Below are 18,494 nucleotides of genomic sequence, written 5' to 3' on the forward strand. Positions count from 1 at the left end.
GGGCCGTCACGGTCCCGGCGGGCTCACCCGCCGGACCTGCGGCACGAGAGGCGCGACGACGCACCGGCTTTGGCGATGACGAGTCCGCTCCAGCGCTCCCCGACTCGGCGTCACTGTCACCGGTCGACGTGTCAGCCATCAAACCGGCCTCGGATCGAGCATGAGGTCCACCCAATTCTCGGCAGGCGCTTGCCCGGCGTCGCCTGCGGCGTACACACCGATGTCACCTGCCGGGTCGATGAACATTCCGTTCTGATCATAGGTGGCGAACGCCGGACCACTGGCCATCGGCTGGGGCACCTCGGCAGGCAGCGGAGCACCCGGAGGGGGCGGCAGGACCGGTGCCCCAGGCGGAGGCGGCGGTGCCGGCCGCCCGTACGGCGGCGCGATCTGGTCCGGCGGCGCAAAGAACGGCCACGGCGGTGGCGGCGCGTTGTTGTTCGGCGGCACCGGCAGCGGGAACGGCGCATTCGGTGCCGGACCCGGACCCGGCTGCACTCCTGGCGGCAATTGCACCACGGGGGGTCCCGGATCGTAGTCAGCTCCCGGCGGGATCATCGGGAACTTGTTCGGCGGCAACACATTGCGCGGGTCTTCGACCGGAGTTCCGTACGGGATCGGCGGCCCGCGCCACGGGTTACTCCCGATCGGCACGAAGCCCACCGGGTCGCGGCACAGCTGAACCGTGGGAGCCCGCTTACCGGGGAACTCCATGCACGGGTAGTTGCGTGCGCCGCGAACCACCGTGGGATCGTTCTGCGCCGCCTTGCAGTACAGGTCGGTGGGCAGGTCGCGCAGCGTCTCGTCACCGGGCGAACGGATCTCCGTCGCCGGAAGGAAACCCACGTTGCAGGTCGGCGGATCACCCAGGGCGACCTTGAAGTCGAGCTTGCCGCCCTCGTCGACCGGGACACCACCGGCGACTGTCAGCAGCGCCGCGAGCAGCGCCGGGAAGATGACCAATGCCTGTTCGATCGACTTGTGGTAGATCACGCCGATCCGACCCAGATTGGCCAGGTTGGCTGCCAGCATCGGGAAATTCGGCCGGATGCCACTGAACGCGGTCGAGGCCACATCGGCGGCACCGGGTGCAGTCTGGAGTACCGCGCGTACCTGCGGATCGGCCTGGGTCACCTCACTGGTGAACCGCGCCAACCCATCGGCCAACGATTTGATGTCGTCGCCGCTGCGGATCTGGGCGTCCAGGAACGGCCCGGCCTGGTCGATCAGCGCCGAGGTCTGGTCGTAGCTGTTGTTCGCCCCGTCGATCAGCAGCCGCGAGGACTGGATAAGCCGGGCCAGCTCCGGCCCGGAGCCGTTGAACGCGTTGAACGTTTCCTGCAAAAGGTCCTGCAGCCGACTGTTGTCGATGCTGCTCACCAGCAGGTCGGCTTCGGCCAGCATGCTCGCAATGTCCTGACCGATCGCGGTGCGGTCCTGGCCGATGGAGGCTCCGCCCGCCAGCATCGATGTCGACGGATCTGCCGGTGGAACCAGGTCGATGTATTGCTCGCCGACGGCCGACACGCTCTTCACGGTCGCGGTGACATTGTCGGGTACCGGGGTGCCGCTGTTGAGTCGCATGCTGGCGACCACACCGTCGTCGGTCAGACCGACAGATTCCACCCGGCCGATCGTGACACCGCGATAAGTGACGTTGGCGTTCTCGTAGATGCCGCCGCCGGCAGCAAAATTGGCGTCGATCTTGTACGACCCGATCCCCACCTTGGCGGGCACATGCAGGTAGAAGATCGCGACGGCGCCGACGGTGATGACCGTGACGACGGCAAAGATCGCCAATTGGATCCTGGAGAGCCGATCGAGCATCAGCCGCCACCTCCCTGTCCGTGCTGGGTTGCGGTGCCCGGCGGTATCTTGAACGGATCCGCGGCCTGACCTGACAGATTTGCCATGGAACCGGTCAAGAAGTCCGGCGGCGTGAGGATCTCACTCATCCGCTTCATGTTCGGGTCGAGTCCCGAGGTGGTGAAGATCGACTCACCGAGACGCCGGAGCGTGAGGTCGAAGGTGACGAACACGTTGAGGTAGTCGCCCCGCACCGCCTGGCGCAGGTACTTGTAGTGGAACGGGAAGGTCGGCAGGAACGTCAGATCCTTGATCAAGTAGTCGGCGTTGTCGTTGAGCTCCTTGATCGCCGGGTACAGATCCTTCATGTCCTCGGCGAAGTCGACCTTGGTCTTGGCCAGGATATCGGCGGCGACTCCGGCGAAGTTGTTCAGCGCCGCGAAGGTGTCGACGATGTTGGTCCGGTTGGCGTTCAACACCTTCAGCGCATCGGGCAGGGAATCGAGGGCATTGCCCAGACTGTCCTGGCTGCGCGCGAGGATGCCGGCGAACCTGTCCAGCCCCTCGGCGGCGGCGATGATGTCACCGGTCTGCCGGTTGAGCGAACTGGTCAACTCGGCCAGCCGGGGCAGCAGGTCGGCAAACGAGCCGGTGCGACCGGCGACGGCTGCGTAGAGCTCCTCGGTGACATCCTGTAGCGCGCCGAGGTTGCCCTTGTTCACCACCACACCGAGGGAGGCCAGCACCTCTTCGGTGGTCGGATACCTGCCGGCCCGGGCTTCCGGGATGTGGGAGCCCTCCCGGAGTCTGGCCGCCGAGGCATCCGCAGCTGGTCGTACCAGCTCGATGTGCTGACTGCCCAACAGTGACGTCTGCGCCACCTGCGCGGTGGCGTTGTCCGGCAGATCCACGTTGCCGTCCAGCGAGAGCTGGACCGCCGCGTAGAACGTGCCGTCGTCGCGCTGCATCGCATCGATCCCCGACACGCTGCCGACGGTGACGTCGTCGACCATGACCGGTGAGTTCTGCGGCAGCGTCGCCACATCGGGCAGCTCGACGGTGATGGTGTACGAACCCGATCCGTGCCCCTGGGTGCCCGGCATGTTCAGCGAGTTCAGTCCGCCGAAGGAGCACCCGGCGAGCATCATCGCGCCGGTGCCGAGCGCGCTGGCCTGAAACAGCTTGTGTCTCATCGTCATCCCCCAGCTCCTGCAGGTGGCGGTGGCAGCGATGGTGTCCCCGGTGGTGGCGGTGCCAGCACCCCAGGTGCATCCGGTGACACCGGGGGTCCGGGCGGTGGCCCGCTCCCCACGATGTACGGCGGTCCGGGCGAGACCTGACCCTCGACCAGCGGCGGCGGCAACACCATGTCGCCCAGGGTGGCGCCCGGCGGGATGACCGGCGGGGTGACCCCCGGAGCCGGCTGCCATTGCAGGTACGGCAGCGGTGTCTGGGCCTTGGCCTCGGTGGCCGGGGTGTCGTAGATGATCTGGCCCTTGTACGCCGTGATGCTGTTGATGGGGTGGAACGTCAGCGGCGGGAAGTTCATCGTGATCCGGCGCAACACCGGTCCCATGCGCTGCCGGCAGATCTCGGCACGCTTGTAGTTGTCCGGGTTGGCGCCGCTGTCGAAGTTGCCACCACAGATGAACTGCACCGGGTTCGAGAAGTTCGGCAACGACAACGCGCCGCCGACCGTGCCCTGGGCCGGGTTGTAGATGTTGTAGAAGTTGGCCAGGCCGTTGGGCGTGACGTGCAGGACCTGCTCGATGTCGTCGCTGTGTTCGGTCAGCAGGTTGGTGAAATCGGTCAGCTTGTCGACCGAATTGATCAGGACCTCGTTGTTGTCCCCGACGAACTGACGCACATCCTCGAGTGCAGTGTTCAGCGTGCCCAGGGTGTTGTCGAGGCCCTGTGAGCTGTCGGCCAGGACCTGACTGACCGAGGCGACGTGATTGGAGAACTGCACGATCTGCTCATTGCTCTGCGACAACGCATTGACCAGGACCTGCAGGTTCTTGACGGTGCCGAACAGGTCGACACTGGAATCCCCCAGCCGACCGGCGGTCTGGGACAGCTCCCGCAGCGCATTGCGGAACGAGTCGCCGTTTCCGTCGAACGTCGTGGCGGCCTGGTCGACGAACTCGCTCAACGGTCCTTGCAGGCCCCCGTTCTGCGGCCCCAGCTGCTGGGAGAGCTTGGTGAGCTCGGTTTTGACATCGTCCCACTCGACGGGCACTCCGGTGCGATCGATGCCGATGGTGGCACCGTCGGCCAAGGTTTCACCGCCGACCGCGGAATCGAAGGCCGGGGTCAGCTGAATGAAGCGGGCCGACACCAGGTTCGGCGCGACGATGATCGCCCGGGCATCAGCCGGGATCCGGACATCATCGGAGATCGACATGGTGATCTTCACGTCGGAGGCGGTGGGTTCGATCGAGTCGATGGTGCCCACCGGCACGCCGACCACCCGGACGTCGTCACCCGGGTAGAGCCCGACGGCCGACGAGAACAGCGCCACCACTTTGTGACTGCCACGCCCGGGCCATACCAGGTACAGCCCGACCCCGAGCGCGGCCACCACGACGATGGCCACACCGATGAGAAGACCCCGCTTACGGGTGCTGCGTTCACTCATGGCGACTTCGGCCTGATGATGAGGCGTTCAGCGATGAGGCCCTTCAAGTAGTCCGACAAGCTGTCGGGAAGCTTCCCTGGCTGGAAGTAGCTGTCCAGCAACACTTCCGCCATGGTCGCCGGCGGCAAGCCGTACAGGTTGATCTGGAAGCCCGAGGTCGATCCCACCACCTCACCGAGCGCGGTGGCATACGGCGGCAGGCGGCGCAATGCCTCACCGAGGTGTTCACGACGCTCGAGCAGGTTGTCCAACACCAGGTTCAGATTGGTCAGGGTGGGCCCGAACTGCTCGCGGTTGTCGGCGACAAAACCGGAGAGCTGTTGTGACACATCCTCGATACCGGCGATCAGTGTGCTCAGCGCCTGGCGACGTTCATCCAGGGCCGCAAACAGCTGGTTCCCGTCGACGATCAACTGGTTGACCTGATTGGATCGCTGCGCCAATGACTGGGTGACGGTCTGGGCGCGCCGCAGCAATTGCCCGAGCGCTTCATCGCGGGCGTTGAGGCTGCGCGACAGTGACGTGACCCCGTCGAGGGCGCCGCGCAGTTCCGGCGTCGCATCCCGCAACGTGTCGGTCAGGATCTGCAGCGCCTCTTCGAACTTGGGCTTGTCCAGAGCCTGGACGTTGCCGCCCAGATCCTGCAGCGCGGTGGCCAGGGTGTAGGGCGTGGTGGTGCGGCCCAGTGGAATCGTTCGTGACTCGCCGCTTCCGGCCGGTGTCACGTCCAGCGACTTCTGGCCGAGAACGGTGTCGGTTTTGATGGCGACCAGGCTCTGGTCGCCGACGGCGACATCCCGGTCGACGGTGAAGGTGACACGCGCGGCGGTACCGGCCAGACCGACCGACTCGACGCGGCCGACCTTGATTCCGGAGACATTGACGTCATTTCCGGGTGTGATGCCGCCGGCATCGGAGAAGAAGGCGTCGTACTTCTTGCCCTGGGGCCAGAACGGCAGGTTGGTGTAGCCGAACGACACCAGTACGAGACATGCCACCAGGGCGATGCCAAAGATTCCGGTACGGACAGGGTTGCGTCCGTCGTCACTCTGGGACAGGAGCGCACCTCCCCTTGGACGGGTCCGGCGGTCCGCCGAACGGGATCAGGATGTCGGAGCCTGCCGGACCGTTGATCTTCATCCGGATCGAGCAGTAGTAGATGTTGAAGAACGAGCCGTAGGCGCCAAGGGCGTTGAGCCGCAAGTAGTTCTCGGCGAGTGGTTCGATGACGTCGTTGACCTCGGCCTTGCGCCGGTCGATCTCACCGGTCAGCGGTCGCAGATTCTCCAACACACCTTGCAGCGGCCGGCGGCCGTTCTGCAGCATCTCGGTGAGGTCCGTCTCGGCCGAGGCCAGCGGGGCGATGGCCCCGGCGATGGGGTCGCGGCCCTGCGCCAAACCGGTGATCAGCTGCTGCAGTTGGTCGACGCTGGCATCGAACTCCGCGGTCTTGGAGTCCACGGTGCCCAACACGGTGTTGAGGTTGTTGACCACGTCGCCGATCAGCTGGTCGCGGGCGGCCAGGTCGGTGGTGAACGAGTTGGTGGACGACAACAGCTGCGACAGCGCACCGCCCTGGCCCTGAAGCAGCTCGATGACGGCATTGCTGATCTCGTTGACCTTGGTGCCGTCCAACCCCTTGAGCACCGGACGCAGGCCCCCGAGCAGCGCGTCGAGATCGAGCGCGGGCTGGGTGTTCTCCTTGGAGATGGTGGCACCGGCAGGCAGCTTGCGCAGCTCTCCCGGACCGGAGGCGATCTCCAGGAACCGGTCGCCGACCAGGTTCTCGTAGCGGATCGCGGCCCGCGTCGAGGTGTAGAGCTGGTACCGGTTGTTGACGTCGAAGGTGACATCGACCGTGTTGTCCGGAGCCAACTTCACCGACGTCACCGAACCGACCGGCACACCGGCGATCCGGACGTCCTGCCCCGATTTCAGCCGGGCCGCGTTGGCGAAGTTCGCATGATAGGTGTTGCCGGTGGTGAACTTGAATTCACCGAAGACCACCACCAGGCCGGCCGCCACCAGCAGCATCACCACAGTGAAGATGCCGACCTTGACCGGTGTGCCTCTGCTGCCCATCAGTATCTGTCCCGCTCTGCGAAGGCTCCGTTGAACAGGAACTGCAATGTCGAGGGAGCGTCGAACTGCAACTCGGTGTTCGGCTCGTACGGCACGTTGGCGTTGTCGGTGACCAGGAAGGGCGACCGGTACGAACTGCCACCGAGTTGTTTACTCGGGATGTCCGGCAGGCCACGGCAGTTGGGACCGCCGGTCGCATTCACCACCGGGAGGCTTTCGGGGTAGGTGTAGGCCGGGGCACCGGGTAGGAAGTTCGACGAGACGAACAGCCCGGGTTTGGTACCGCCGATGATCGGGCCGAATTTGTCGGCGGCCTGACCGCCGCCTTTGAGTATGCAGCCGAAGACCGGCGAGTACTCACCCACCACTTTCAGCGGCGCCCGGGCCCGGTTGATCGCGGCGATGTAGTCGGCCGCCGCGGGCGAGAGTGTCTCGTAACCGGTGTTCGCCAGCCCGGTGGCGGCCAGCAGGGTCGCGTTGAGGTTGTCCTGCTGGTCGACGATGGTGGCACTCAGCGCCGGCATGTTGTCCAGAACGGTGACGAGATCCGGCGCGGCATCGGCGTAGATGTTGGCCACCTGCGCGGTCTGCTGCAGATCACGCTGTACCGCCGGCATTTTGGGATTCAGCTGCCTCAGGTATTCGTTCAACCCGGCCATCGATGCGCCGAGGTCGTCACCGTTGCCGCGCAACCCTTCGCCGAGGGCGCTCATCGTCGCGTTCAGGTTCACCGGGTCGATCTTGTGCAGCACATCGGTGAGTGTCTGGAACAGCGTGTTCACCTCGAGCTGCACCGACGAGGCCGCCACCGTGGCGCCGGGCCGCAGCGTGGTGCCCAGCGGCGACTCCGGCGGCATGAACTCCACCGACTTCGCGCCGAACACGGTGTTGCCGGCGATCTTCACGTCGGCGTTGGCCGGAATGTAGGCCAGATCGCGACTGTTGATCTGCAGATTCAGCATCGCCTGTTCACCGGCGTACTCGATGCTGGAGACCTTGCCGATCTGGATTCCGCGGTATTTGACCTTGGCGTCCTTCTCCATCACCAGGCCCGCACGTGGCGACAACACCGTCACGGTGTCGGTGGAGGTGAAAGCCGCCGTGTAGCCGAGGTAGGTGATCACAGCCGCCGCCGCGATGATCGTGGCCAGCACCGCCGCAGCGATCCTGACGTGTGCGCGCTTCGCTTGTCCGTCCGCCATGTCCCGCTACCCCGACAGGTTGAAGTTGCCGGACCCGCCGTAGACGGCGAGTGAGATGAACAGGACGATCGTGACGACAACGATCAGTGAGGTGCGCACCGCTTTACCGACGGCGATCCCCACCCCGACCGGGCCGCCGGATGCGTTGTAGCCGTAGTAGGTGTGCACCAGCATCACCGCTATGGACATCACGATGGCCTGTAGGAAGGACCACAACAGGTCACTGGGCACCAGGAAGGTGTTGAAGTAGTGGTCGTAGAGGCCCGCTGACTGGCCGTTGATGAACACCGTGGTGAACCTCGCGGCAAAAAACGCGGCCAGCACCGACAGCGCGTACAGCGGGACGATGGCGATCAGCCCGGCGATCAGCCGGGTGGACACCAGGTAGGACACCGAGTGCACCGCCATTGATTCCACCGCATCGATCTCCTCGGCGACCCGCATTGCTCCGAGTTGCGCGGTGGTTCCCGCGCCGATGGTGGCCGCCAACGCGATACCGGCAATGACCGGGGCCACGATGCGCACGTTCAAGAACGCCGACAGGAAGCCGGTGAGCGCCTCGATGCCGATATTGCCCAGCGACGAGTAACCCTGGACGGCGATCACGCCGCCGGAGGCCAGCGTCATGAAGGCCGCGACGCCGACGGTGCCACCGATGATGGCCAATGCGCCTACGCCCATGGTCATCTCGGCGATCAATCGCACCGTTTCACGCCGGTATCGGGTCAGCGCGTTGGGGATGTAGCGAATCGACTCCCCGTAGAACAATGCCTGTTCGCCGAAGTTGTCGACGATGCGCGGCGCGCCGGAGAAGAACCGCTTCAGCCGTAGTGTCGCGTCATAACTGGGGAACCCGCTCATTGTCGGCCTCCCGCCACGCGCGTCAGCGCCGGCACCCCCGCTGCGATTCTCACGATGACAGCATCCGAACGCCGATGGCGGTCATGATCACGTTGATCACGAACAAGCAGATGAAGGCGTAGACCACGGTCTCGTTCACCGCGATGCCCACCCCTTTGGGCCCACCCTGCACCGTCAGACCGCGATAACAGCCGACGAGCCCGGCGACCACCCCGAACAGCAGCGCTTTGACCTCGGCGAGCAGCAGCTCGGGCAGACCGGTCAGCACGGTGAGCCCATTGATGAACGCACCGGGGTTGACTCCCTGGAGAAACACGGAGAACACATAGCCCCCGGACAATCCAATGGCACAGACCAGACCATTGAGCAGCAGGGCGACGAAAGTCGAGGCCAGCACCCGAGGTACGACGAGACGGTGGATCGGATCGATACCGAGGACACGCATCGCGTCGATCTCTTCACGGATGGTGCGAGCTCCCAGATCCGCGCAGATGGCTGTCGCGCCGGCGCCGGCGATGACGAGCACTGTGACGACGGGCCCCAGCTGGGTGATGGTGCCGAAAGCCGTTCCGGCCCCTGACAGATCGGCAGCACCGATCTCCCGAAGGAGGATGTTGAGAGTGAAGGCGACCAACACGGTGAACGGAATGGCCACCAACAGTGTGGGGACCAGGGAGACCTTGGCGATCATCCACGTCTGGTCGAGGAATTCCCGAAACTGGAACGGCCGGCGGAAACAGGCCCGGAAGGTGTCGAAGGACATCTCGACGAAGCCGCCGACAGCCCGGGCAGGAACCGCGAGCTGTTCGATCAACGTTGTTCCCTTCTAGCTAGACCGGCTTCGAAATCCGGACTCTAACAGGCTTGGCGAAGTCAAGGAGGGTAATGGGCCAACCGCTCCACGCCCCGTTTCCAGGCGTCGAACACTGTGAGCCGGATCATAGTAACTAGAACATGTTCGCAGTGTCAAAGAACTGCGAAATAAGACATTCAGACCAAATATGTCCAGGTCACGACCACTGCAGCCGAACCTTTTCTGCAACGTGTTCTAGCTCTTCGACCTGCAGATCTTGCCGCGATGACAACCTCAGTTGCTCATCAACCCGATCGCCGAAAAGCTCAGCTCAGGGTCACGTCCAGCAAAGTAGCTCTCGAGAGTGCCACTCAGATCTGCAGGTGCCCAAGCCGGCCCATCAGCGGTGAACTGATACTCGGCAGTGGGTGCGGCCACCAATGTGACCGACGGCCCGTAGACGATGAACACCTGGCCGTTGACACGATCCGCCGCGGGTGACGACAGGAACCGCACCAGCGTGACAACATGTTCGGGCGACAGATCATCGACCTCACCCGTGGCCAGGTCCGGCGCGTCGCCGAAGACGTCGGCGGTCATCGCGGTCCGGGCCCGCGGGCAAATGGCGTTGGCGCGCACCCCGTACCGCTCGAGGCTCCGGGCGGCCGACATGGTCAGTGCGGTGATCCCAGCCTTGGCCGCGCCGTAGTTCGCCTGCCCGGGCGGCCCGGCCAGACCGGCCTCCGAGGAGGTGTTGACCAAGCGGCCGAACACTTTTCCGTCGTTTTCCTTGGCCTTGGCACGCCAGTATGCGGCCGCGTTGCGGGTCAGCAGGAAATGCCCGCGCAGATGCACGGCGATGACGGCATCCCAGTCCTCGTCGGACATGTTGAACAGCATCCGGTCGCGGGTGATCCCCGCGTTGTTGACCACGATGTCCAGTCCCCCGAGGCCGTCGGCGGTGGACACCAGCTCGTCGGCGGTGGCGCGCTGGCTGATGTCACCGGCCACCGCGATCGCTTTGGCACCGGCCGCACTGATCTCGTCGAGCACGTCGGAGCCGTCGATGGCCCTGGCGATGTCGTTGACGACGACGGTGGCTCCCGATTGGGCGAGTCCAATCGCTTCGGCGCGGCCGAGCCCGGCGGCCGCGCCGGTCACCACAGCCACCTTTCCGGACAGGTCGATCGCGGTCTGGTCTGAGCTCGAGTTCGTCAAGATACGAATACCTCTAGTCTTTGCGGATCAGGGCGGCCCGGGGGCACTCGACGACCGATTGCTCGGCCAGATGCTCCTGGTCCGGGGGGATGTTGTCGACTTTCACCACGGCATAGTCATCGTCGTCCAGATCGAACAGGTCTGGCGCGATTCCCACGCACACAGCGTTACCTTCGCAGCGATCGCGGTCTACTTCAACCCGCATGACATCCTCCTCGCGACCCGAGGCCGGTCTGGGACCACCCGATTTGAGTGGCCCTCGAATGCAGACCGGCAGAACCATCCTGGACCCCAACACTAGAACGTGTTACAACGAGGATGATAAACCGGTTACCCGATGCAGATGTACAAGAGCAGTGAGGAAGTCGCCCATGCGGATCGGCTATACCCCCGAGCAGGAGGAACTACGTCGCGAGTTGCGTGCGTACTTCACCAAGCTCATGACCCCGGAACGCGCCGAGGCACTGGCGTCGAGCGACGGAGAGATGGGCCGGGGCAATGTCTACCGCGAGACCGTCGCCCAGATGGGCAAGGACGGCTGGCTCACGCTGTCCTGGCCGAAGGAGTACGGCGGCCAGGCCCGCACACCGATGGAAGGCCTGATCTTCAACGACGAGGCGGCCATCGCGAATGTGCCGGTGCCGTTCCTGACCATCAACAGTGTGGCGCCGACGATCATGGCGTTCGGCACCGACGAGCAGAAGAAGTTCTTCCTGCCCAAGATCGCCGCCGGAGATCTGCACTTCGCGATCGGCTACTCCGAACCCGGCGCGGGTACCGACCTGGCCAGCCTGCGGACCACCGCGGTCCGCGACGGCGACGACTACGTGATCAACGGCCAGAAGATGTGGACGTCGCTGATCGCCTACGCCGACTATGTCTGGCTGGCGGTGCGCACCAATCCCGAGGCCAAGAAGCACCGTGGCATCTCGATGTTGATCGTGCCCACCACCGCCGAGGGTTTCTCGTGGACCCCCGTGCACACCATGTCCGGAGTCGACACCAGCGCCACCTACTACCAGGACCTGCGGGTACCGGTGAGCAGCCTGGTCGGTGAGGAGAATGCCGGGTGGAAGCTGGTCACCAATCAGCTCAACCACGAGCGGGTCGCGCTGGTGTCCGCCCAGCCGATCTACGTCGCGCTGGGTGCGGTGCGCGAATGGGCGCAGCACACCAAGGACGCCCGCGGCAATCGGCTGATCGACTCGGAGTGGGTACAGCTCAATCTCGCCCGGGTGCACGCCAAGGCCGAGGTTCTCAAACTCATCAACTGGGAGCTGGCCTCGGCCTCCGATGCCGCACCGTCACCGGCCGACGCGTCGGCGGCCAAGGTGTACGGCACCGAGCTGGCCACCGAGGCCTATCGGCTGCTGATGGAGGTGCTGGGCACCTCGGCGACGCTGCGGGCCGGCTCCGACGGAGCCCTGCTGCGGGGTCGGATCGAACGGCTGCACCGATCGGCGCTGATCCTGACCTTTGGCGGCGGCACCAATGAGATCCAGCGCGACATCATCGGCATGGTGGCACTCGGGCTACCCCGGGTGAACCGGTAGGAAGAGGAGGATTTCGCGTGGACTTTTCGACAACTGAAGCCGCCGACGATCTCGGCGGGCTGGTCCGTACCATCACCGAATCGGTGTGCACCCCCGAGCATCAACGTGAGCTCGACGGGCTGGGGCTCTCCGCAGGCGGACGCTTCGACAAGGACCTGTGGCGCAAGGTGATCGATGCCGACATCGTGTCGGCGGCAGCCCCGGAATCATTGGGCGGCGGCGGGTTCGGCGTGCTGGAACAGGTCGCGATCCTGGTGGCACTCGGCAGGCAGCTGGCCGCGATCCCCTATCTCGAATCGGCAGTGTTGGGTGCGGGCGCACTGGCCACGTTCGGCTCGCAGGCACTGCAGCAAGAGTGGGCAGTGCCCGCGGTCGCAGGGACCACGATCCTGACCGTCGCCACCGACGGCGAGATGGGCGAGGGCCCGGTCCAGGCCGTGGCGACCGACGGCGGTCACCGGCTGACCGGGACCCGCGCCCAAGTCGGCTACGCGCCGGTGGCAGACGCATTCCTGGTGCCTGCCGAAACAGGTTCCGGCACCACGGTGTTCCTGGTCGCCGCCGATTCCCCCGGCGTCACCGTCACGGCAGTGGACACCACCGGCCACGGCAGCGTCGGTCACCTCGAACTCCACGACGTGGAAGTCGGCGCGGACCGGGTGGTGGGGGGTATCGGGGAAGGCCAGGCAGTGCTGGACTGGCTGGTCAACCAAGCACTCTTCGGGCGCAGCGCCTTTCAGCTCGGCATTCTCGAGCGAGCCCTGGAACTCACCGCCGCCTACGCCCGCGAGCGCGAGCAGTTCGACCGGCCGATCGGCAGCTTCCAGGCGGTGTCCTCACGGCTGGCCGACGGGTATATCGACATCAAGGGTCTGCGATTGACCTTGACGCAGGCAGCCTGGCGGCTGTCCGAGGATCTACCTGCCGAGATCGACGTCCGTTCCGCGGCGTTCTGGGCAGCCGAAGCCGGACATCGGGTGGCACACACCACGGTGCACATACACGGTGGTGTCGGAATCGACATGGACCACCCGGTGCACCGATACTTCTTGGCCGCCAAACAGACCGAGTTCACCCTCGGTAGTGCCACGGGCGCCTTGCTGGCGATCGGCCGCGAACTGGCCGAAACACCCGCCTAGCCGATGCGTCAGCCGACTGTCACCGACCTGCTGGCTCCGCTGGCCGACGTCGACCATCGAGGGGTGTCGAGTGTCGCTGGATCCGGTTCAGGTGAACTGACCACTTTTGTCAGCTGGCGCAACCATATTCGCAACGCCGCCGCCTTGGCGGCGGCGTTGCGTGCCCGACTCGACCCGGACCGGCCCCCACATGTCGGGGTCCTGTTGGGCAATACTCCCTTCTTCAGTACGACGCTGGTGGCCGCGGCGCTCGGAGGTCTGGTTCCGGTCGGCCTGAATCCGACTCGTCGCGGTGCCGCACTGCAACGCGATATCGACCATGCCGACTGCCAGTTCGTGCTCGCCGACCGCGACAGCGCGGCACCGGGGGTGGTCGCCGTCGACATCGATTCGCCGGAGTGGGCCCAGGAATTGGAGTCCTACCGGGATGCGCCGGTGACGTTTCCGGTGGCAGATCCGGACGACCTGTTCATGCTGATCTTCACCTCCGGCACCAGTGGTGATCCCAAGGCGGTGCGGTGCACCCACGCCAAGGTGGCCTTCCCCGGCGTGATGCTCGCCGAGCGATTCGGGCTGGGCCCCTCCGACACCTGTTACCTGTCGATGCCGCTGTTCCACTCCAACGCCATCATGGCCGGCTGGGGGCCCGCGGTGGCCGCCGGTGCGTCGATCGCGCTGCGGCGCAAGTTCTCCGCTTCACAGTTCTTCCCAGACGTCCGCCGGTTCGGAGCCACCTACGCCAACTATGTGGGCAAACCACTGTCCTACATCCTGGCCACCGAACCACGTGCCGATGACGCCGACAACCCGTTGCGGGTCGCCTACGGCAATGAGGGCGCCCCGGCGGACCTGGACCGGTTCGCCACCCGGTTCGGCGTTCAAGTGGTCGACGGGTTCGGCTCCAGCGAAGGCGGGGTTGCCATCGCCAGGACGCCGGACACCCCGGACGGCGCGCTGGGACCATTGGCCAACGGCGTCGCGATCGTCGATGTCGAAACCGGCGATCCCTGCCCACCGGGGGTGGTCGGTGAGATCGTGAACCTCGACGGCGCGGGACAATTCATGGGCTACTACAACGATCCCGCCGCAGAGGCGCAGCGGATGGCCGGCGGTATCTATCACAGCGGCGACCTGGGCTACCGCGACGAAGCGGGGTTCGCCTACTTTGCCGGCCGGCTCGGCGACTGGATGCGGGTCGACGGCGAGAATCTCGGCACCGCACCGATCGAGCGCATCCTGATGCGCTACCCCGGCATCACCGAGGTGGCGGTCTACCCCATACCGGATCCCGCGGTGGGCGATCAGGTGATGGCGGCGGTGGTACTGCCTGCCGGTCAGCCCTTCGACATCACGGAGTTTCACGACTTCCTGGACGAACAGGAGGATCTCGGCCCCAAACAGTGGCCGTCCTACCTCCGGGTGGCACAGAGCCTGCCACGCACCGAGACGTTCAAGATCCTCAAACGCCAACTCACGGCTGAAGGCCTCGACTGCACCGACCAGGTGCACTCGATCGCCCGGCCGGCCCGTCGGGGTGTGCGATGACCGACTGGGACGAGGAATGTGACGTGTTGGTGGCCGGCTCAGGTGCCGGCGGGGTCACCGGCGCCTACACCGCCGCCCGCGAAGGTCTGCACGTGATCCTGGTCGAGGCCACCGACAAATTCGGCGGCACCACGGCCTATTCCGGTGGCGGCGGCATGTGGTTTCCCACCAACCCGGTGCTGCAACGCGCCGGCAGCGACGACACCCTCGACGATGCGGTCGAGTACTACACCTCAGTCGTCGGTGACCGGACACCCCGTGCCCTGCAGGAGACCTACGTCCGTGCCGGGGCACCACTGATCGCATACCTCGAAGCCGACGAGCAGTTGAAGTTCCAGGTGCTGCCGTGGCCGGACTACTTCGGCAAGGCCCCCAAAGCGCGCGCCGACGGTCTGCGCCACATCGCGGCCAAGCCACTGCGAGTGTCGGCGGCCCCGGATCTACGCGAATCGGTCCGGGGTCCTCTGGATTCCGACCGGCTCGGCGCGCCGGTACCCGAGGACTACTTTGTCGGCGGCCGCGCACTGGTGGCCCGATTGCTCATCGCCGCCCGGCAGTATCCACACAGCTGCGCTCGGCTGTCCACCACGCTGGTGGAACTTGTCGTCGAAGACGGTGCCGTGGTCGGCGCCGTCGTCGAACGAGACGGTGCGGCCACGGCGATCCGGGCCCACCGCGGGGTGCTGCTGGCCGCGGGCGGGTTCGAACACAACACCGCCCTGCGGGAGCGCTTCGGCGTTCCCGGGTCGGCGCGAGACACCATGGGACCGTACGGAAATCAGGGGAAGGCGCATCTGGCCGGGATGGCCGTCGGCGCCGATGTCGATCTGATGGACCAGGCGTGGTGGTCCCCCGGTCTCACCCATCCGGATGGCCGGTCGGCGTTTGCGCTGTGGTTCACCGGCGGCATCTTTGTCGACGACCACGGAGAGCGGTTTGTCAACGAGTCGGCGCCGTACGACCGGTTGGGACGGGAGGTGGTCGCCGCCATCGCCGCCGGATCGGTGTCACTGCCGTTCTGGATGGTCTACGACGACACCGAGGGCCTGGTGCCGCCGGTCAAGGCTACCAACGTGTCGATGGCGGATCCACAGGACTATGTCAACGCCGGGCTGTGGCGAACCGCGGACACCCTCGAGCAGCTGGCCACCGAGATCGGTGTTCCCGCAGAGAATTTGGTGCACAGCGTGGCCCGTTTCAACGAGTCCGCCGACAGTGGTGTCGACCCCGACTTCGGACGTGGCGATGAGCCGTACGACCGCGCATTCTCCGGCGGGGCGGCGCCGCTGTATCCGATTCGTCAACCCCCTTTCCACGCAGCCGCCTTCGGCATCTCCGACCTGGGCACCAAGGGTGGTCTGCGCACCGACACCGCCGGCCGGGTGCTGGCCACCGACGGCGCGGTGATTCCCGGCCTCTACGCGGCGGGCAACACCATGGCAGCACCCAGTGGGACCACCTATCCCGGTGGCGGAAATCCGATCGGCACCAGCATGGTCTACAGCCACCTGGCTGTGCGGGACATGGCGGGAAGGGATTCGACATGACCGAGATCCGCGAGATCGACACCGGCACCGCCATGACCCGGTTTGCGCGGGGCTGGCACTGTCTCGGGCTCGCTGACGGGTTCCGCGACGGCAACCCACACGGCATCGATGCCTTCGGCGACCGTCTTGTGGTGTTCTCCGACAGCCACGGGAACCTGCAAGTACTCGACGGCTACTGCAGGCACATGGGCGGCGACCTGGCCCACGGCAGCGTCAAAGGTGATGAGATCGCCTGCCCGTTCCACGACTGGCGCTGGGGCGGTGACGGCAGATGCAAGCTGGTCCCCTACGCCAAACGCACCCCCCGGCTCGCACGCACCCGCAGTTGGCTCACCACCGAGGTCAACGGTCAGCTGCTGGTCTGGCACGATCCCGAAGGGTCCACCCCCGCACCGGAATTGACCCCACCCACCATCGAGGGCTATGACGAGGGCCGGTGGTCGCCCTGGCAGTGGAGTTCGATCCTGATCGAGGGCGCGCACTGCCGCGAGATCGTCGACAACAACGTCGACATGGCGCATTTCTTCTACATTCACCACGCCTACCCGACCTACTTCAAGAACGTCATCGAAGGTCACACCGCCAGCCAGTTCATGGAATCCAAACCTCGACCCGACTACACCGCCGATCCCGACAAGCTCTGGGACGGAACGTATCTGCGTTCCGAGGCCACCTATTTCGGGCCGGCGTACATGATCAACTGGTTGCACAATGATCTGGGCCCTGATTTCACCGTCGAGGTGGCGCTCATCAACTGTCACTATCCGGTGTCGCACAACTCGTTCCGGCTCCAATGGGGCGTGTCGGTGCAGTCGATGCCGGGCCTGCCCGCAGACAAGGCCGCCAGACTCGCTGCGGCGATGAACAAGTCGTTCGGGGACGGGTTCGGCGAGGACGTCGAGATCTGGAAGAACAAGACCCGGATCGACAACCCGCTGCTCACCGAGGAGGACGGCGCGGTGTACCAGCACCGCCGCTGGTACGAGCAGTTCTACGTCGACGCCGCCGACGTCACCTCCGAGATGACCGACCGGTTCGAGCAGGAAGTCGACACCACCCACGCTTACGACATCTGGCAGCAAGAGGTCACGGAGAACCTCGCCAAGCGGGTGCCGGTGACCTGAGGTCAATCCGTTCCGGCGGGCCGAGCCTCAGCTGGGCAGCGCGGCGAACAGGTCTACCGAGGTGCCGTCGGGGTCGGTGACGGTCGCATACCGCTGCCCCCACGGCGCATCGAACGGCTCCAGGGTGCCGGGGTGGCCGGCCGCGATGAGCTGCGAGTAGAGACTGTCGACGTCCTGCGGCTGTGTCACCTCGAACGCGAGAGCCACCCGGCCCGCCGATTGTGGCGGCACCCAGCCCGGATGCATGCCGGCGATGGTGTCCTCGGTGTCGAACGCCAACCGGTTACCGCCCGGGAGCTCGACTTCGACGTGCGGCCCGGCAGCGGCGGGCACCTCCAGCCCGAGTAACCGATAGAACGCCAGCGATCGCTCCAGGTCACTGGCCACGATCTCGACGACAACGGAAGACAGCGCAATACTCATCCATCCACGGTATCCCGCACCGTGGCCGCCGAGAACCCCGCTGACCGCGGATTCAGGACAGCAGCGACGGGACGATCGCCTCGATCAGGTGTGGGCCGGGCTCGGCGAATGCCCACTGGAGTGCTGCGGTGAGCTCTTCACCGGTGCTCACCCGCCGGCCGGGGACACCCATCCCCGCTGCAATGGACACAAAATCCAGTGTGGGACGGCCGATGTCGAGTAGATCGTGGGCTGGGGTTCCGGGCGTGCCCGCCACCTGCGCGCCGACCCGTTGCAACTCCACCCGCAGGATGTCGTAGGCGCCGTTGTTGTAGATGACGGTGGTGACGTCGAGGTTCTCCCGGGCCTGGGTCCACAGCGCGGAGATGGTGTACATCGCCGAGCCGTCGGCCTGCAGGGCCAGCACGGGCCGGTCCGGGGCCGCGACGGCCGCGCCGATGGATGCGGGCAGGCCGTAGCCGATGGCACCGCCGGTCAATGTCAGCACGTCGTGTGGCGGCGCCCCGGCGGTGGCCGCGGGCAGTGCCAACCCTCCGGTGTTGGACTCGTCGACGATGATGGCG

17 protein-coding genes are annotated in these 18,494 nt (G+C 65.7%); 5 read left to right on the forward strand and 12 right to left on the reverse strand.

Translation table 11 applies throughout. The annotated features are described in order from the left end of the window. Positions 1-138 precede the first annotated feature (138 nt). The 10 genes from WBB07_RS18175 to WBB07_RS18220 all read right to left on the reverse strand — a co-directional run bounded on the left by WBB07_RS18175 (position 139) and on the right by WBB07_RS18220 (position 10,805). Complete coding sequence (locus WBB07_RS18175) at positions 139-1,827, reverse strand: MCE family protein (RefSeq protein WP_526309794.1); 1,689 nt, start codon at positions 1,825-1,827, stop codon at positions 139-141. Then, positions 1,827-3,005 (reverse strand): MCE family protein, encoded by a 1,179-nt coding sequence (locus WBB07_RS18180; RefSeq protein WP_526309795.1) that lies wholly within the window; start codon positions 3,003-3,005, stop codon positions 1,827-1,829. Before WBB07_RS18180 ends, WBB07_RS18175 begins: the two co-directional genes overlap by 1 nt. Next, on the reverse strand, positions 3,002-4,444 hold the full coding sequence (locus WBB07_RS18185) for an MCE family protein (RefSeq protein WP_526309796.1): 1,443 nt from the start codon (positions 4,442-4,444) through the stop codon (positions 3,002-3,004). The genes WBB07_RS18180 and WBB07_RS18185 overlap by 4 nt, the downstream gene beginning before the upstream one ends. Next, entirely contained in the window at positions 4,441-5,502 is a 1,062-nt protein-coding gene (locus tag WBB07_RS18190) for an MCE family protein (RefSeq protein ID WP_526309809.1), read from the reverse strand. Before WBB07_RS18190 ends, WBB07_RS18185 begins: the two co-directional genes overlap by 4 nt. Further along, entirely contained in the window at positions 5,489-6,526 is a 1,038-nt protein-coding gene (locus WBB07_RS18195; protein ID WP_526309797.1) for an MCE family protein, read from the reverse strand. The genes WBB07_RS18190 and WBB07_RS18195 overlap by 14 nt, the downstream gene beginning before the upstream one ends. Then, positions 6,526-7,728 (reverse strand): MCE family protein, encoded by a 1,203-nt coding sequence (locus WBB07_RS18200; RefSeq protein WP_526309798.1) that lies wholly within the window; start codon positions 7,726-7,728, stop codon positions 6,526-6,528. The genes WBB07_RS18195 and WBB07_RS18200 overlap by 1 nt, the downstream gene beginning before the upstream one ends. 6 nt (positions 7,729-7,734) lie before the next feature. Then, positions 7,735-8,589: an MlaE family ABC transporter permease gene (locus WBB07_RS18205; protein WP_526309799.1), complete on the reverse strand. Its 855-nt coding sequence runs from the start codon at positions 8,587-8,589 to the stop codon at positions 7,735-7,737. A gap of 49 nt (positions 8,590-8,638) precedes the next feature. Beyond that, on the reverse strand, positions 8,639-9,403 hold the full coding sequence (locus WBB07_RS18210; protein ID WP_526309800.1) for an MlaE family ABC transporter permease: 765 nt from the start codon (positions 9,401-9,403) through the stop codon (positions 8,639-8,641). Positions 9,404-9,676: 273 nt separating this feature from the next. Then, complete coding sequence (locus WBB07_RS18215; RefSeq protein ID WP_526309810.1) at positions 9,677-10,609, reverse strand: 3-oxoacyl-ACP reductase; 933 nt, start codon at positions 10,607-10,609, stop codon at positions 9,677-9,679. A 4-nt stretch (positions 10,610-10,613) separates the two neighbouring features. After that, on the reverse strand, positions 10,614-10,805 hold the full coding sequence (locus tag WBB07_RS18220) for a ferredoxin (protein WP_526309801.1): 192 nt from the start codon (positions 10,803-10,805) through the stop codon (positions 10,614-10,616). Between the two features lie 166 nt (positions 10,806-10,971). Between WBB07_RS18220 and WBB07_RS18225 the strand changes: the two genes are divergently transcribed. From WBB07_RS18225 to WBB07_RS18245, 5 genes are read left to right on the forward strand one after another with little or no spacing between them, the layout of a single operon-like run. Then, positions 10,972-12,153: an acyl-CoA dehydrogenase family protein gene (locus WBB07_RS18225; protein ID WP_526309802.1), complete on the forward strand. Its 1,182-nt coding sequence runs from the start codon at positions 10,972-10,974 to the stop codon at positions 12,151-12,153. Between the two features lie 17 nt (positions 12,154-12,170). Next, the gene (locus WBB07_RS18230) at positions 12,171-13,292 is read left to right on the forward strand and encodes an acyl-CoA dehydrogenase family protein (RefSeq protein WP_526309803.1); all 1,122 of its coding nucleotides are present in this window, start codon (positions 12,171-12,173) and stop codon (positions 13,290-13,292) included. 3 nt (positions 13,293-13,295) lie between these two features. Beyond that, entirely contained in the window at positions 13,296-14,837 is a 1,542-nt protein-coding gene (fadD17, locus tag WBB07_RS18235) for a long-chain-fatty-acid--CoA ligase FadD17 (protein ID WP_526309804.1), read from the forward strand. Continuing rightward, positions 14,834-16,384, forward strand: a complete 1,551-nt coding sequence (locus WBB07_RS18240) for an FAD-binding protein (RefSeq protein WP_526309805.1) — start codon at positions 14,834-14,836, stop codon at positions 16,382-16,384. Before fadD17 ends, WBB07_RS18240 begins: the two co-directional genes overlap by 4 nt. Continuing rightward, positions 16,381-17,508 carry an aromatic ring-hydroxylating oxygenase subunit alpha gene (locus WBB07_RS18245; RefSeq protein WP_526309806.1) on the forward strand — a complete coding sequence of 376 codons (1,128 nt, stop codon included), beginning with the start codon at positions 16,381-16,383 and terminating at the stop codon, positions 17,506-17,508. The genes WBB07_RS18240 and WBB07_RS18245 overlap by 4 nt, the downstream gene beginning before the upstream one ends. 27 nt (positions 17,509-17,535) lie before the next feature. Here the strand turns inward: WBB07_RS18245 and WBB07_RS18250 are convergent, their stop codons facing one another. Both WBB07_RS18250 and WBB07_RS18255 read right to left on the reverse strand, forming a co-directional pair. Next, entirely contained in the window at positions 17,536-17,931 is a 396-nt protein-coding gene (locus WBB07_RS18250) for a VOC family protein (protein WP_526309807.1), read from the reverse strand. 52 nt (positions 17,932-17,983) lie between these two features. Then, the coding region (locus tag WBB07_RS18255; protein WP_526309808.1) for a thiamine pyrophosphate-dependent enzyme at positions 17,984-18,494 on the reverse strand (511 nt) is incomplete at its 5' end.

This window comes from Mycobacterium sp., from assembly GCF_049647605.1.
GTDB lineage: Bacteria > Actinomycetota > Actinomycetes > Mycobacteriales > Mycobacteriaceae > Mycobacterium.

Bases quoted from the DNA above. Each gene is read 5' to 3' on its own strand.
- WBB07_RS18175 (WP_526309794.1), bottom strand. From the start codon at position 1,827: ATGCTCGATCGGCTCTCCAGGATCCAATTGGCGATCTTTGCCGTCGTC.
- WBB07_RS18180 (WP_526309795.1), bottom strand. From the start codon at position 3,005: ATGACGATGAGACACAAGCTGTTTCAGGCCAGCGCGCTCGGCACCGGC.
- WBB07_RS18185 (WP_526309796.1), bottom strand. From the start codon at position 4,444: ATGAGTGAACGCAGCACCCGTAAGCGGGGTCTTCTCATCGGTGTGGCC.
- WBB07_RS18195 (WP_526309797.1), bottom strand. From the start codon at position 6,526: ATGGGCAGCAGAGGCACACCGGTCAAGGTCGGCATCTTCACTGTGGTG.
- WBB07_RS18200 (WP_526309798.1), bottom strand. From the start codon at position 7,728: ATGGCGGACGGACAAGCGAAGCGCGCACACGTCAGGATCGCTGCGGCG.
- WBB07_RS18205 (WP_526309799.1), bottom strand. From the start codon at position 8,589: ATGAGCGGGTTCCCCAGTTATGACGCGACACTACGGCTGAAGCGGTTC.
- WBB07_RS18220 (WP_526309801.1), bottom strand. From the start codon at position 10,805: ATGCGGGTTGAAGTAGACCGCGATCGCTGCGAAGGTAACGCTGTGTGC.
- WBB07_RS18225 (WP_526309802.1), top strand. From the start codon at position 10,972: ATGCGGATCGGCTATACCCCCGAGCAGGAGGAACTACGTCGCGAGTTG.
- fadD17 (WP_526309804.1), top strand. From the start codon at position 13,296: ATGCGTCAGCCGACTGTCACCGACCTGCTGGCTCCGCTGGCCGACGTC.
- WBB07_RS18240 (WP_526309805.1), top strand. From the start codon at position 14,834: ATGACCGACTGGGACGAGGAATGTGACGTGTTGGTGGCCGGCTCAGGT.
- WBB07_RS18245 (WP_526309806.1), top strand. From the start codon at position 16,381: ATGACCGAGATCCGCGAGATCGACACCGGCACCGCCATGACCCGGTTT.
- WBB07_RS18250 (WP_526309807.1), bottom strand. From the start codon at position 17,931: ATGAGTATTGCGCTGTCTTCCGTTGTCGTCGAGATCGTGGCCAGTGAC.